This window comes from Streptomyces sp. EDA2-14, from assembly GCF_054963755.1.
The window spans coordinates 708,614-722,695 of record NZ_JBUEGE010000002.1 but is presented as its reverse complement, the minus strand read 5'-3'; the positions used below and the strand labels follow the sequence as shown (position 1 = coordinate 722,695).

At 70.1% G+C, this 14,082-nt stretch carries 13 protein-coding genes; 3 read left to right on the top strand and 10 right to left on the bottom strand.

Annotated elements, in window-relative coordinates; genetic code table 11:
* Nucleotides 1–85: 85 nt before the first annotated feature.
* From ACY34M_RS09685 to ACY34M_RS09670, 4 genes are all read right to left on the bottom strand, one after another.
* The gene (locus tag ACY34M_RS09685) at nt 86–1,468 is read right to left on the bottom strand and encodes an AI-2E family transporter (protein WP_462716001.1); all 1,383 of its coding nucleotides are present in this window, start codon (nt 1,466–1,468) and stop codon (nt 86–88) included.
* 108 nt (nt 1,469–1,576) lie between these two features.
* Entirely contained in the window at nt 1,577–2,299 is a 723-nt protein-coding gene (locus ACY34M_RS09680; protein WP_462716002.1) for an aggregation-promoting factor C-terminal-like domain-containing protein, read from the bottom strand.
* Between the two features lie 417 nt (nt 2,300–2,716).
* Nucleotides 2,717–4,042, bottom strand: a complete 1,326-nt coding sequence (locus ACY34M_RS09675) for a PhoH family protein (RefSeq protein ID WP_462716003.1) — start codon at nt 4,040–4,042, stop codon at nt 2,717–2,719.
* Nucleotides 4,043–4,343: 301 nt separating this feature from the next.
* The gene (locus ACY34M_RS09670) at nt 4,344–5,117 is read right to left on the bottom strand and encodes an isoprenyl transferase (protein ID WP_462716004.1); all 774 of its coding nucleotides are present in this window, start codon (nt 5,115–5,117) and stop codon (nt 4,344–4,346) included.
* Nucleotides 5,118–5,227: 110 nt separating this feature from the next.
* On the opposite strand from ACY34M_RS09670, the gene mgrA reads away from it, so the two are divergent.
* Nucleotides 5,228–6,265, top strand: a complete 1,038-nt coding sequence (gene mgrA / locus ACY34M_RS09665; protein ID WP_462716005.1) for an L-glyceraldehyde 3-phosphate reductase — start codon at nt 5,228–5,230, stop codon at nt 6,263–6,265.
* Nucleotides 6,266–6,721: 456 nt separating this feature from the next.
* Here the strand turns inward: mgrA and ACY34M_RS09660 are convergent, their stop codons facing one another.
* Nucleotides 6,722–8,662, bottom strand: coding sequence for a heavy metal translocating P-type ATPase (locus ACY34M_RS09660; RefSeq protein WP_462716006.1), 1,941 nt, complete (start codon nt 8,660–8,662; stop codon nt 6,722–6,724).
* Nucleotides 8,663–8,742: 80 nt separating this feature from the next.
* Between ACY34M_RS09660 and ACY34M_RS09655 the strand changes: the two genes are divergently transcribed.
* A complete protein-coding gene (locus tag ACY34M_RS09655) occupies nt 8,743–9,093 on the top strand; it encodes an ArsR/SmtB family transcription factor (protein WP_457480831.1) in 351 nt (116 codons plus the stop codon).
* 24 nt (nt 9,094–9,117) lie between these two features.
* Here ACY34M_RS09655 and ACY34M_RS09650 read toward each other — a convergent pair whose 3' ends face one another.
* A complete protein-coding gene (locus ACY34M_RS09650; RefSeq protein ID WP_462716007.1) occupies nt 9,118–9,807 on the bottom strand; it encodes a DUF6882 domain-containing protein in 690 nt (229 codons plus the stop codon).
* Nucleotides 9,808–9,871: 64 nt separating this feature from the next.
* Entirely contained in the window at nt 9,872–10,705 is an 834-nt protein-coding gene (locus tag ACY34M_RS09645) for a methyltransferase domain-containing protein (RefSeq protein ID WP_462716008.1), read from the bottom strand.
* A gap of 207 nt (nt 10,706–10,912) precedes the next feature.
* Between ACY34M_RS09645 and ACY34M_RS09640 the strand changes: the two genes are divergently transcribed.
* Nucleotides 10,913–12,214: a cytochrome P450 gene (locus ACY34M_RS09640; protein WP_462716009.1), complete on the top strand. Its 1,302-nt coding sequence runs from the start codon at nt 10,913–10,915 to the stop codon at nt 12,212–12,214.
* A gap of 34 nt (nt 12,215–12,248) precedes the next feature.
* Here ACY34M_RS09640 and ACY34M_RS09635 read toward each other — a convergent pair whose 3' ends face one another.
* From ACY34M_RS09635 to ACY34M_RS09625, 3 genes are read right to left on the bottom strand one after another with little or no spacing between them, the layout of a single operon-like run.
* Nucleotides 12,249–12,881: an OmpA family protein gene (locus ACY34M_RS09635; RefSeq protein WP_462716010.1), complete on the bottom strand. Its 633-nt coding sequence runs from the start codon at nt 12,879–12,881 to the stop codon at nt 12,249–12,251.
* A gap of 2 nt (nt 12,882–12,883) precedes the next feature.
* Entirely contained in the window at nt 12,884–13,471 is a 588-nt protein-coding gene (locus tag ACY34M_RS09630; protein WP_462716011.1) for a hypothetical protein, read from the bottom strand.
* Between the two features lie 19 nt (nt 13,472–13,490).
* Nucleotides 13,491–14,063, bottom strand: a complete 573-nt coding sequence (locus tag ACY34M_RS09625) for a pilus assembly protein TadG-related protein (RefSeq protein ID WP_462724112.1) — start codon at nt 14,061–14,063, stop codon at nt 13,491–13,493.
* Nucleotides 14,064–14,082 lie beyond the last annotated feature (19 nt).

Sequence of the window (14,082 nt, the reverse complement as noted above, 5' to 3'; positions counted from 1 at the left end):
CCCCTGCGGCGATTGAGCAGCGGGGTCCGGGGCAGAGCCCCGAGGCCTCAGCCACGGCACCGCCTGCTCAATCGCCGCAGGGGCTTTATTTGCCGGCCGGGCTTGAGTCGACCGCCGTCGCGCCCCGTGGTTCCGGGGACTGTCTGACGGTTGCCTCGCGGGAGTACGCCCGCAGGTAGACGACCACCGTGTTCGTCACCGCCACCAGCGGCACCGCCACCACCGCTCCGCCGATGCCGGAGACCATGCCGCCCGCGGCGACCGCCAGGACGACGGCCAGGGGGTGGACGCGGACCGCGCGGCCCAGGATGAAGGGCTGCAGGATGTGGCCCTCGATCTGCTGCACCGCCAGCACCACGACCAGCGTCATCACGGCCACGAACACGCCCTGGGTCACCAGCGCGACGACCACCGCGAGCGCGCCGGAGACGACCGCGCCGACCAGCGGGATGAACGCGAACAGGAAGATGAAGACGGCGAGCGGCACCGCCATGGGCACGCCCAGGAAGAAGATGCCGAGACCGATGAAGATGGCGTCGATCAGGGCCACTATCACCGTGCCGCGGACGTACGCGGTGAGCGTGCGCCAGGCGCGCGGGCCCGCGCCCGCGATGCCGGGACGGGCCTGCGCGGGGACGAGCCCCAGGGTCCACTCCCAGATGCGCCGGCCGTCGTAGAGCAGGAACAGCGTCGAGAAGATCGTCAGGAGGACGCCCGTCAGCGCCTCGACGATGACGGTGACGCCTTCGAGGCCCGCCGACGTGATCTCGTCCGTGTTCGCGCCGACCGCGTCGCGCAGCGACTTGGCGATGTTGTTGATCTGGCCGTCGGTCACGTGGAAGGGGCTGTTGAGCAGCCATCGGCGCAGATCGTCGATGCCGTCCTGGACCTGTTCGGAGAGCTGGTCGATGTTCTCCTGGACCTGCCAGACCACGAACCAGCCGACGAGCCCCATGATGACGAAGCCGAGGATCGCGGTCAGCGCCGTGGCGAGGCCGCGCGGCACACCGCGGTGCATCAGGCGCTTCACCGTCGGCTGCAGCAGCGCGGTGATGAGCAGCGCCGCGACGAACGCGAAGATCACCAGCTGCACCGAGCTGATGACCTTCATCAGGATCCAGAGCGTCCCGGCGAGCACCAGGAACCGCCAGCCCGCCTCGGCCGCGACCCGCAGGCCCCACGGCAGCGCGACGGCCGGCTCGGGCCGTGGCGAGACCGCCGGTGCGTACGCGGGCGGGGCGGGCACGCGGTCCGCGGCATGCTCGGGCGGGGGTTCCTTGTCGGGGCCCGGTCCGTCCGGCGCCGGGTCGGGAGCGGGATCGGGCGCCCTGGCCGGCTTGCCCGGCGGCGGATCGGGCAGCACGTCCCCCTCGGCCCGCTCGGCCTCCGCGCGGCGCTCGTCGAGGCGCTCGCCCATCTTGCTGATTCCGGCGCCGACTCGGCCGAGCCACCCGGGAACTCGCGACATTGTCCGTCCCTCTTTGAGCCTTTGGCACCGACCGTACCGTGTAAAAACGTCGAAGCCCCTCACCGTGAGACGGTGAGGGGCTTCGCGAGGTTGCGAACTACTGGCAGCTCAGTACCAGTTGTTGGCCTGCCAGAACGACCAGGCCTCGCAAGGGCTGCCATAACGGTCGTTCATGTAACCGAGGCCCCACTTTATCTGCGTGGCCGGGTTGGTCTGCCAGTCGGCGCCGGCCGACGACATCTTGGTTCCGGGCAGGGCCTGGAAGAGACCGTAGGCACCGGACGAGGCGTTGGTGGCCTTGTAGTTCCAGCTGGACTCGTGGTCCACGATGTTGCTGAAGCACTGGAACTGACCCGACGGCACCATCTGACGGGCCATCGACTGAACCTGGGCGACGCTGTACGAAGCCTGGGTGGCGAAGTCGGAGGCGTCGCGGGTGGCCGAGCGGCTGGCGGCTGCCTTCTTGGCTGCCTCCCGCTCCTTGGCCTCCTTCTCGGCCTTCTCCTTGGCCTCCTTGGCGTCCTGTGCGGCCTGCTGCTTGGCGACCGCGTCCTCGGCTGCCTGCTTCCGGGCGGACTCCTCGGCGGACTTCTGCGCAGCCGTGTCGGCCGCGATGGCCTGCGTCTGCGCCTGCTGCTTCAGCGACGAGGTCTGGACCTGCGCCTGCTGACCGGCAGGGATGTCTGCGAGGAGGGTCGAGTCGCTCGCCGTGGCCTCAGCCTCCTGAGAGGGCTGACCAGTGCTGCCCGAGGCAACACCCACGACGGCGCCGACTGTGGTGACCGCGGTGGCCGAGGCCACTGCGAATCCCCGGACCGAAATCCGGCTCACACGGTTTCCTTCCAGCATCGCCCGCTTGAGTGTGACCGTCGCGGACGCAATCGTGCCCCTGGCACTGGTCTCCCAACTGCGGGGTCACGGGAGACACGGGCCCGGTGGACAACTCCCGTGACGGGAGCGCCGCGTGGTGCTCGGGCGGCATACGACGGCCTCTATGTAGTTCAGGTGCAGCGGGTGCTGCTGTTGTTTCGTACCGCTGGGGGCACGCAAGTGTCGTATGCGGGGCCTGACAGGACCGTGACTCTGCCGTATCGGAGCCTGGCAAGGCAATTCCCCACCGCGTGTGAAAGGTCACACCCCGTTTGCTCCACGGGATTTACGGAAACGAGCACGCGCCGCGACGCCGCCCGGCTAAGCTCTCCAGCTTTGCCGAACGGCGCCAATTCGGACGAACAACCCCCATACGGGCTAGATCTGACCGTCCTCCAGCATTTCGGTCACCAGGGCCGCGATCTGCGACCTTTCCGATCGGGTGAGCGTGACGTGCGCGAAGAGCGGATGTCCCTTCAGCTTCTCGACGACCGCGACGACCCCGTCGTAGCGGCCGACCCGGAGGTTGTCGCGCTGCGCGACGTCGTGGGTGAGCACGACACGCGAATTCGCCCCAATGCGTGAAAGGACCGTCAGGAGGACGTTCCGCTCCAGGGACTGGGCCTCGTCCACGATCACGAAAGCGTCGTGCAGCGAGCGGCCCCTGATGTGGGTGAGCGGCAGCACCTCCAGCATGCCGCGCGCCGTGACCTCCTCGATCACCTCGCGCGAGGTGACGGCGGAGAGCGTGTCGAAGACCGCCTGGGCCCACGGCCCCATCTTCTCGGCCTCGCTGCCCGGCAGATAGCCGAGCTCCTGCCCGCCGACCGCGTACAGCGGCCGGAAGACCATCACCTTCTGGTGCTGGCGCCGCTCCAGGACCGCCTCCAGGCCCGCGCACAGCGCGAGCGCGGACTTGCCGGTGCCGGCCCGGCCGCCCATCGAGATGATCCCGACGTCCGGGTCGAGCAGCAGGTCCAGGGCGATCCGCTGCTCGGCGCTGCGGCCCTTGAGGCCGAAGGCGTCGCGGTCGCCGCGCACCAGGCGGACGTTCCCCTCGGGCGTGACCCGGCCGAGCGCCTTGCCGCGCTCGGACTGGATGGTCAGGCCCGTGTGCACGGGCAGGTCGGCGGCCTCGGGAACGTAGAGGGTCTCCTCTTCGAAGAGGAGGTCGACCTGCTCGGCGGGGAGCGTGAGATCGGACATGCCGGTCCAGCCGGAGTCCGTGATGGCGAGTTCGGCGCGGTACTCCTCGGCGAGGAGGCCCACCGAGGACGCCTTGATCCGCAGGGGCAGGTCCTTCGACACGACCGTGACGTCGTACCCCTCGGCCTGCAGATTGCGGGCGACCGCGAGAATGCGGCTGTCGTTGTCACCCAGGCGGTAGCCCGAGGGCAGCACGCTGGGGTCGGAGTGGTTGAGCTCGACGCGCAGGGTGCCGCCCAGTTCGCCGGTGGGGATCGGCGCGTCCAGGCGTCCGTGGCGGATCCGGTAGTCGTCGAGCAGGCGCAGTGCCTGCCTGGCGAAGTAACCCAGCTCCGGATGATTCCGCTTGGCCTCCAACTCGGTGACCACGACGACAGGAAGTACCACTTCGTGTTCGTCGAATCGGGTCATGGAGTTCGGATCGGCCAGCAGGACGCTGGTGTCGAGAACATAGGTGCGCCGGTCGGGCTTGGGAAGGCGCTTGTTGCTGGTCACCACGGAAGGACGTACCCCCTCGGATGAGGTCGGGGAGCGACGGAGATTTCGGGGCCGGTCGTCGGCCGCGATGCGCGGGCCGAGAACCGGCCCTCCAAGTCGTCTTCCGTACCCATCTGCGTACGGTCGTCCTGGTGCAAAGGGCCTCCCGGGCGGACAGCCCGTGCCGTCCGCTGAGATGCGGTGTCCTTGGTGCGGGCACCGACTTGGAAGGCTTATTCCCTCGAACAAGCGCCGCCATGCAAAAGCACATGACGGCGCGTTCGTTAACTCCTGATGACGTACGTCCCCGAGGGACCGGTGGTCAGCCCCCGAAACGCCGGTGCCGCAGCGCGTAGTCGCGCATCGCGCGCAGGAAGTCGACCTTGCGGAAGGCCGGCCAGAAGACGTCACAGAAGTAGTACTCGGAGTGGGCCGTCTGCCAGAGCATGAAGCCGGACAGGCGCTGCTCGCCGCTGGTGCGGATGACCAGGTCCGGGTCGGGCTGCTCCTTGGTGTAGAGGTGCTTGCCGATGGCGTCGACGGTCACGGTGTCGGCGACGTCCTCGAGCGACTGTCCCTTGTCCGAGGCGTCGAGCAGCATCGAGCGGACGGCGTCGGCGATCTCCTGGCGGCCGCCGTAGCCGATCGCGACGTTGACCACTATTCCGCCGCGGTCCGCGGTGGCCTCCTCGGCCTCCTTGAGCGTGTTCCGCAGACCCGCCGGGAGGATGTCGGTGGCGCCCACGTGCTGCACGCGCCAGCGGCCGTCCTCGGCGAGCGTGCGCACGACGCCCTCGATGATGCCGAGGAGCGGGACCAGCTCCTCCTGGGGGCGGTCGAAGTTGTCCGTCGAGAGCAGCCAGAGCGTGACGACCTCGACGTCCGTCTCGCTGCACCAGCCGAGGAACTCCTCGATCTTGTGAGCGCCGGCCTGGTGGCCCTGGGCGGTGGTGGATCCGGCGGCCTTGGCCCAGCGGCGGTTGCCGTCCATGATGACGCCGATGTGCTTGGGCACCTGGGCGTGGTCCAGGTGGCCTTCCACCCGGCGTGCGTACAGCCTGACCAGCAGGCCGCGCAGCCTGTCGCGCAGGTTCACGGTCTTTTTGCCCTCCGTGCAGATGGGAGTCCCCGAAGGCGGAAGCCTACTGGGGTGGGGTGCGGGTGCCTCGCTATGGGGTGTCAGTGACCTGACGTAGCTTCGTAGCCATGAACGACACCTCTCCTTACGTCGCCTCGGCAGGCCGGTACGGTTCCATGGAGTACCGGCGCACGGGCCGCAGCGGTCTGAAGCTCCCCGCCGTTTCCCTCGGACTGTGGCACAACTTCGGTGACGACCGCACACTCACCGGCCAGCGTGCGATCCTGCGGCGGGCCTTCGACCTGGGCGTCACACACTTCGACCTCGCGAACAACTACGGGCCGCCGCCCGGCAGCGCCGAGCTGAACTTCGGCAAGATCTTTGCGCAGGACTTCTCGCCCTACCGCGACGAACTGGTCATCTCGACCAAGGCGGGTTACCGCATGCACCCGGGCCCGTACGGGGAGTGGGGCAGCCGCAAGTACCTCATGTCGTCGCTCGACGCGTCCCTGAAGCGGATGGGCGTCGACTACGTCGACATCTTCTACTCGCACCGCTTCGACCCGGACACTCCGCTCGAGGAGACGATGGGCGCGCTCGCCTCGGCCGTCCAGCAGGGCAAGGCGCTGTACGTGGGGGTGTCCTCCTACTCCAGCGAGCAGACGGCCGAAGCGGCGCGCCTGCTGCGGGAGATGGGCGTCCCGGCGATCATCCACCAGCCCTCGTACTCGATGCTCAACCGCTGGACCGAGGACGACAACCTGCTGGACACGCTGGAGGCGGCCGGCATGGGCTGCATCTCCTTCGCGCCGCTCGCGCAGGGCCTGTTGACCGGCAAGTACCTGAAGGAGATCCCGGAGGGTTCGCGCGCGACGCAGGGCAAGTCCCTCGACCCGAACCTGCTGAGCGAGGACGTCGTCCGCCGGCTGAACGGGCTGAACGACATCGCGCAGCGCCGCGGCCAGTCGCTCGCGCAGATGGCGCTGAGCTGGGTGCTGCGGGACGAGCGGATGACGTCGGCGCTGATCGGCGCCTCCAGCGTCAAGCAGCTGGAGGAGAACCTGGCGGCGCTGGAGGGCCCGAAGCTGACCGAGGAGGAGCTGACCGAAATCGACTCGTTCGCCATCTCCACCGAGGGCACGAACATCTGGAACGGCCGGCGCTGAACTCCCCTGCCGGGAGCCGGAACAAAAAAACGGGCCGGTCCGTGGGGGGGGGGGAGACGGACCGGCCCGAGGGGGGGTTTCCACCATAACCCTTCGTAAGTGCCGGCGCGCGCATCGGCGTGCCACAACTACGCTCCGCAGTCGCCCGACGACGGCAGGAGGTGGCTTTCAAGCCGCCCGGGAGCAGGTTCGACGGGGTTCTCGGGCCGATTTCACGGGGTCGGCGGGCCGCGGAGCGGCGTCCCCCTCCCGTGTCACACGCGGAGTTGACGCCTGGGCCCACCCTTCGAACCGTGCCGCGAACGAATGGCGCGATTACGGCCGGGGTACCGCGCAGCCCCCTCCACCGCGCGGTACCGACGCGCAGCTTTGCTCACGCGAATTGCCGTTGGTCTGAACTTACGTGAGATGAACGCCGCATTCGATCGCGTATCGATAACGATCCGGATCGCTTGCTCAGCGGATCCAGGCGCGCTCGCGCAGCAGGCGCAGGCCGTTGAGGCCGACGAGGACGGTGGAGCCCTCGTGCCCCGCGACGCCGAGCGGCAGCGGCAGATGCCCCGCGAGGTCCCAGATCACGAGCCCGGCGATGAAGACTCCCGCGACGACGAGGTTCTGCACGACCAGGCGGCGGGCGCGCCGGGACAGCGCCACCGTGCGCTCCAGGGCGCCCAGCTCATCCCGGACGAGAACGGCGTCCGCGGTCTCCAGGGCCAGGTCGGAGCCGCCGCGCCCCATGGCGACGCCGGTGTGCGCGGCGGCGAGCGCGGGGGCATCGTTGACCCCGTCGCCGACGAGCAGGACCGTACGCCCTGCGTCCGCCAACTCCCGCACGGCGTCCGCCTTTTCGTCGGGCAGCAGACCGGCCCTTACGTCGCCGGGGGCGATGCCGACCTGGCGGGCCACGTCGGCCGCGGCGTGTTCGTGGTCGCCGGTGAGGAGGATCGGGGCGGTGCCCGTGCGGGCCCTGAGCGCGTGGACGGCCTCGGGAGCGGTGGGGCGGAGGGTGTCGGTGAGGGTGAGGCGGCCGGCCAGCTTGCCGTCCACCTGGACGGCGACCTCGGTGCCGGGGGTGGTGGTTGCCTCGACGCCGAAGTGGCGCGGGGAGCCCGCGGCGATGTCGACGGGGTCGTCGGCACCGCTGAAGACCCTCGCCGAGACGCCCTTGCCCGGCGTCGACGCGAAAGCCTCCACGGAGTACAGGGGCAGGCCCCGCTCCCGCGCCGCCGCCACGATCGCGCGCCCCACCGGGTGTTCGCTCTGCTGCTCCACCGAGGCGGCCAGGGTCAGCAACTCGGCCTCGGTGTACGGGGATTCGGGGCGGACCTCCGTCACCTGCGGGACGCCCTCCGTCAGCGTGCCCGTCTTGTCGAAGGCGACCGTGTCGGTGCGGCCGATGCGCTCCATCACCACCGCCGACTTGATGAGCACGCCGTGCCGTCCCGCGTTCGCGATCGCCGACAGCAACGGCGGCATCGTCGCGAGGACGACCGCGCACGGCGAGGCCACGATCATGAACGTCATGGCGCGCAGGAGCGCGTCGGTGAGAGCGTCGCCGAAAGCCAGCGGGACCAGGAAGACCGCGAGGGTCGCGGCGACCATGCCGAGCGCGTAGCGCTGCTCGACGCGCTCGATGAACAGCTGCGTCGGCGCCTTGGTGCGGGTGGCCTCCTCGACCAGGGCGACGATGCGGGCGATGACCGTGTCGGAGGGGTCGCGCTCGACGCGGACGCGGAGCGCCCCGGTGCCGTTGAGGGTGCCGGCGAACACCTCGTCGCCGACGGTCTTGGGCACGGGGAGCGGCTCGCCGGTGATGGTGGCCTGGTCGACGTCGCTCGCGCCGTCGACGACGCGGGCGTCCGCGCCGACGCGTTCGCCGGGGCGGATCAACAGAACGTCGCCGATGGCGAGTTCGGAGGTGGGGACGGTCTCCTCCGTCCCGTCGGCGGTGAGGCGGGTGGCGGTCGCGGGGGCCAGGTCGAGCAGTCCGCGCACGCTGTCCTCGGTGCGGGCGGTGGCCAGCGCCTCCAGGGCGCCGGACGTCGCGAAGATCACGACGAGCAGGGCACCGTCCATGACCTGCCCGATCGCGGCGGCGCCGAGCGCGGCCACCACCATCAGGAGGTCGACGTCGAGGGTCTTCTCGCGCAGCGCCCTGAGCCCTTCGAGTCCGGGCTCCCAGCCGCCGGCCACGTAGGCGACGGCGTACAGCGGACCCCACAACCAGGCCGTGGCGCCGAGGAGTTGGAGCGGGAGCGCGAGGAGGAAGGCGACGGTCGCGAGCGCCGCCCAGCGCGCCTCGGGGAGGGCGAGGAGCGGGGTGCGGGCACCGCGGGCGGCCGACGGCGCGGCAGGGGCGGCCTCGGCCGGGGCGGCGGTGGACACAGGGGCAGGCATGGGGCTCAGGATACAGGAACATATGAAGACCTCTTCATGCATGCCATGAAGGGTGGCGCCCGCCTGGATACGATGAGGCCATGGGCCATGGAATCGATGACAAGAGCAGCACCCGCGAGCGGCTCGACGCCGTGGGCGCGGCCGATGTCGCGGCGACGCTCCAGGCCCTCGCCACCCCGTCCCGGCTGCGCATCCTGGCCCGGCTGCAGGAGGGGCCGTGCGCGGTCGGCGAGCTCGCGGAGGCGGCCGGACTGGAACAGTCCGCGTGCTCGCACCAGCTGCGGCTGCTGCGGAATCTGGGGCTTGTCAGCGGTGAACGCAAGGGGCGCTCGATCGTCTACGCGCTGTACGACGACCACGTCGCGCAACTGCTCGACCAGGCGCTCTTCCACGTGGAGCACCTGCGCCTCGGGCTGCGCGACGAGGCGTAGCTTCTTCCGGCGGCCTCGCGGCCTTCAGTGCAGTGCGAGGCGGATGCCGGCGATGCGGCCCGCCTCGTCGAAGCCGATCTCGGCCGGGACCGAGCCGGGCAGCTCGGCGGCTATCTGCCCGCCGTTGTCCCGGTACGCCACCCCGTGGTGGTCGAAGAAGCCCGTGACCAGGCGCCGGGCGTCGACGCCGAGCAGTCCCTCGGCCTGTACGAGGGTGCGCGGCAGCGTGACCGGGTCGAGGGCGGCGCGCGGCACCTGGGGATCCTCGGGCAGGAAGTAGACCTGGGTCTCGGCGTTGGCGGGAACGCTGATGTAGCCGGGGGCGCCCGTCACGCCCATCCCGGCGAAGGCGAGGGTCTCGGCGGCGCGCCGGGGGTCGGGGAAGCCGGAGAGATCGAGCACCTGGGTCGTGAACTCGGCTATCCCCTGGCTCTGGCCGAATCGCCCCACCTGCTCGGAGAGCGCCGCGACGGGCGATCCGCGCAGTTCGGGGTTGGCCCAGCCCCACATCCAGGACCGCTGGGCGGAGTCGTACGTGCCGAGGACACCGACGCGCAGGTCCACATGGCCCTGCCGGTAGCGGCAGGTCGGCAGGTCCGCCGTCCACGATCCTTCGGGCAGGAACCCCATGAGAGCTTCGAGCTGAGCGCCACCCCACGCCGCGTGCCGCTCGGTCTCGTACAGAAAGGCTTGGCTGAATTGCGTGTGGCTCATGGGGCGGGACCTTACGCGAGACGGCTGTAGAGGCCAGATTTCCGGAGGTGACCGCGATGACCGGCTACGGCTTGCGGGCCTCGATCAGATGCCGTGTGCTGTGTGCCACAAACGGACCTTCCGCCGTGATCTGCTCATGCAGGGAACGGAGTTGGGGCTCGTACGCCTCGACCGTGAAACCCGGCACCATCCAGACGACCTTACGAAGAAAGTGGACAACGGCCCCGATGTCGTAGAACTCGATGCGCAGCCGCTCGGCGCGCAGATCGACGATCTCCAGCCCCGCCGCCTCCGCCTCCTGCCGCTCCGTGAGCGGGTCGCGGGCGCCGCGCACCACGTCCGGCTGCGGCCCCAGGAAGTACTCGACGACCTCGAAAACGCTTCTGGGGCCCACGTGTTGGGCGAGGTACGTGCCGCCGGGGCGCAGCACGCGGGCGATCTCCGCGAACGGGGGCTTCACCGGATGCCGGGCGGTGACCAGGTCGAACGCGCCGCCGGCAAAGGGCAGCGGGGCGTCGGCGCCGTCCGACGAGGCGACGACGACCACGCCGCGGGGACCGAGGAGACGGGTGGCCTTCTCGACGTTCGGGGGCCAGCCCTCCGTCGCCGCCATCACGGGCGGCAGCTTCGGGGCCAGGTTCAGCACCTCGCCGCCACCCGTGTCCAGGTCGAGGGCGGCGTGCACGTCCTGGCGGGCGAGCCGCTCCCCCATGAGGCGCGCGTAGCCCCACGAGGGCCGCTCCTCGGTGGCCCGGCCCTCGAACCAGGAGAAGTCCCAGCCCTCGGTGGGCTCGGCGACGGCCGCCGCCACGAGCTCGCCGTAGGGCCGACCCGTGTGGGTGGGGTGGGGGCGAGGTGTGGGCGGGTGGTCCGTGTGTGGGGTCTCGGTGCCGGTCATGGTGTGCATGATCTCAGTACGGGACCGCCCGATTCAGCTCCTTTTCCCCCGTCCTGGGGCTGGCACCAGGGTGCCTACGGGGGTTGCCCCTCTTCCGTACAACAGGGGGATCGCACGTACCCTTGGCGTTCCCCACTGGCATTCCCCAGCCCCGACACCTCCATCAGGCCCGTCCGTCCTACCGCCTCACCGCAGAAATGCGAGCACATGTCCGTACGTTCCGCGATAGCGACCTGGCTGACCCGCCTCTACTTCTCCCGGCTGCGCAAGAAGGGGGGAAGTCTCGACCTGTCCGTCCTGTCGAAGCTCCCCGACGCCGCGCTGCTGCCACTGCGCCGCGACGGCGTGGACCCCGTCCCCGAGATCGGCGTGCTGCGCGACCGGGAACCCGTCAGCAAACTGCCGATCCCCGGCATGACGGTGTGGCTGGTGTCCGGATACGAGGAGGCCAAGGAGGTCCTCGGCAACGCGAAGGCGTTCAGCAACGACTTCCGCAATCTGGTGGGGGTGGGCGGCGCCGAGGCCGAGCACCACCCCGGCGGCCTCGGCTTCTGCGATCCGCCCGACCACACGCGGCTGCGCCGCCTGCTGACGCCCGAGTTCACGATGCGCCGCCTGTCACGGCTCACGCCGCGCATCCACGCGATCATCGAGGAGCAGCTGGCGCAGCTGGAGAAGGCGGCCCAGGAGTCGCCCGACGGCACGGCCGACTTCGTGGAGCACTTCGCGATGCCGGTCCCCGCGCTCGTCATCTGCGAGCTGCTCGGCGTCCCCTACGAGGAGCGGGACGCGTTCCAGCAGTTCTCGGTCGCCCGCTTCGACGTGCTGGGCGGGGCCGGGGCCTCCTTCGGCGCGGTGTCGCAGTCGCTCGACTATCTGCGCGGCGTCGTCGCCGCACAGCGCCGCGACCCCGGCGAGGGCCTGCTCGGCATGCTGGTGCGCGAACACGGCGACAACATCACCGACGAGGAGCTGACCGGCCTCGCCGACGGCGTCCTGACCGGTGGCCTGGAGACGACGGCGAGCATGATCGCCCTCGGCACCATGATCATGCTGAAGGACCGCGAGCACTTCACGGCGCTGCGCGACGCGGAGGACCCGGCGACGGTCGCGGCGCCCTTCGTCGACGAGCTGCTGCGCCACCTCACGGTCGTCCAGACCGCCTTCCCCCGCTTCGCGCGCGAGGACATCGAGATCGGCGGGGTGCCGCTCGCCTCCGGCGACATAGTCATCGTCTCGCTGAGCGCCGCGGACCGCGATCCGCGCCTCGGCGACGACATGGACGCCTTCCTCCCCGCCCGTCCGCCCGCCTCCTCCCACCTGGCGTTCGGCTACGGCATCCACCGGTGCATCGGGGCGGAACTCGGCAAGATGGAACTGCGCGCGGCGTTCCCTCAACTGGTGCGGAGATTCCCGGAGTTGCGGCTCGCGGTGGAGCCGTCGGAGCTGGAGTTCCGCAAGCTCTCGATCGTGTACGGGGTGGACCGGCTGCCGGTGCGGGTGGGCTGAGGGGCCTCTCGGTTCGCCCTCCCGGCTCGCCCTCTCAGTTCGACTTCGGGAGGGAGACCTCGACCCTGCGGTTCTTCTTGCGGCCCTGTTCCGTGTCGTTGTCCGCGATCGGGTAGTCCTCGCTGTAGCCCCTGACCTGGAACGTGATGCTCCCGCCGCGCGCGCCGAGGGCCGACGTCAGGGCGTCGTGGACGGCCTCCGCGCGGTTCTTGGACAGCTTGAGGCCGTGGGCGTACGAGCCGAGGTTGTCGGTGAACCCGAAGACCCGCACGGAGCTCGCCTTCTGGTTCTCGATCTCCTCGGCGATCGCCTGGATCCGGGATTTCCCGTCGGGGTTCAGCTTGGCGCTGTCCTTGGGGAAGAGGACCTCCGCCTGGAGGGCGAACGTCACGTCCTCGTTGGTGTCCGTGCGGCGCTCGTCGCCGGAGAGGTCCTCGACGACCGACTTGATGTCCAGCACCTTGGCCGGCGCGAGGGTGGCCCCGTCGGCGAGCTTCAGACCGGGACTGTTCGCGTCCAGCGAGGGCGGCGGCGAGCTGCTGGTACTGCCGGGCGGGGCGCCGGTGGGGTCGTCGTCGGCGTGGGCGGCGACTGCCGTGGTGAGCAGCAGGGCGGTCGCGGCGGTGAGGACGGTGGACACGGTGGCGGTTCGATGGCTTCGCGGCATGGTCACTCGCCCTCGGTGAGGTCGAGTTGGGCCGGGGGCATGGTGGGGACCTGGAGCTGGACCGACTTCGTGCCCTCGGGCGGGGCCGGGAACTGGGCGAACCAGTCGCGTGACTTGCCCTGGTCGATGCCGCCCTCGAACTTCGTGCAGAGGCAGCGGCCTTGTGTGTCCCGCAGGATCAGGTACTTTTTCTTGCCCTCTTGGTCGACGACGCTGGCCCCGGCCATGGACCCGCCGTTGCCCTGCAACTCCGTCTCGTTGCTGCGCCACTCATTGGCGACCCAGATTCCGGAGGTTCCGTTGGTGACCGAGCCAGTGACGTTGAGGAAGCCACCCTGATCACGCGTGGCCGACTTGACCGTGAGCGTGATGCCGTTGCTCTTCACCTCAGCCAATGTCTTGTCGGCCTCCGGCGCCGAGGGCTTCGATTTGTCGTCGCTGCCCTGCTGCGCGGGTGCCGAGGACTTCGCCGCGTCCCCCTCGCCGTTGTCTCCGCCGCCTCCGCAGGCCGTCACGGACAGGACCAGGCCGGCCGCGATCGTCGCCGCGGCCAGTGCCCGGCGGGTGGTCGTCGTACGCCGAAGGTTCATCGGTGCGGCTTCCTTCTCGTCAGTCGGCAAGGTGGACGGCGAACAGGTCGGACGCGTCCGGCAGGTCGTCCAGGTCGAAGTCCTCGGGGTCGAAGTCCCACGTCTTGCCGTCGCAGTCGAGCTGGAGGGCCTTCGTCGGATCGAGGTCGAGCGGAATGTCGCAGCGCGGCTGGACCACCGCTGTGGCGTGCGCCTTGGCCCGCTGGTTCTCGGTACCGGGAATGATCGTGTCGCCGACGGTGTAGCGGGTCTCCACCTCGACCTCGTAGCCCGGATACCCGTTGACCTCCCTACGGACGGGGAGTCCCTGAACAGTGGCGTCGTTGGCCGCCGCCAACCGGCTCGCGGCGGCCATCGCCTCGGTGCCCTTGGGCTCCATGCCGTCCAGCCAGTCCAGCCAGTCGTCTCCACCGCCTTCGAGCGCGTCGCCCAGCCCCAGCATCAGCTCCTCGCGGGAGGACTGCGCTGCGGCCAACGCGGCAGCATCAGCGGCAGATTGGGCACCATTGCGCGTCGAAGCCGCTTGGGCGAACGCGAAGAAGGCGAAGGAAGCGAACATCAGGATTCCGGTCAACCAGATGTAGATCGGCAGGGTAGAGCCCCGATCCCCA

Coding starts and splice junctions, on each gene's coding strand:
- ACY34M_RS09650 (WP_462716007.1), bottom strand. CDS start 9,807: ATGAGCCACACGCAATTCAGCCAAGCCTTTCTGTACGAGACCGAGCGG.
- ACY34M_RS09640 (WP_462716009.1), top strand. CDS start 10,913: ATGTCCGTACGTTCCGCGATAGCGACCTGGCTGACCCGCCTCTACTTC.
- ACY34M_RS09655 (WP_457480831.1), top strand. CDS start 8,743: ATGGGCCATGGAATCGATGACAAGAGCAGCACCCGCGAGCGGCTCGAC.
- ACY34M_RS09630 (WP_462716011.1), bottom strand. CDS start 13,471: ATGAACCTTCGGCGTACGACGACCACCCGCCGGGCACTGGCCGCGGCG.
- ACY34M_RS09635 (WP_462716010.1), bottom strand. CDS start 12,881: ATGCCGCGAAGCCATCGAACCGCCACCGTGTCCACCGTCCTCACCGCC.
- ACY34M_RS09660 (WP_462716006.1), bottom strand. CDS start 8,662: ATGCCTGCCCCTGTGTCCACCGCCGCCCCGGCCGAGGCCGCCCCTGCC.
- ACY34M_RS09645 (WP_462716008.1), bottom strand. CDS start 10,705: ATGACCGGCACCGAGACCCCACACACGGACCACCCGCCCACACCTCGC.
- ACY34M_RS09685 (WP_462716001.1), bottom strand. CDS start 1,468: ATGTCGCGAGTTCCCGGGTGGCTCGGCCGAGTCGGCGCCGGAATCAGC.
- mgrA (WP_462716005.1), top strand. CDS start 5,228: ATGAACGACACCTCTCCTTACGTCGCCTCGGCAGGCCGGTACGGTTCC.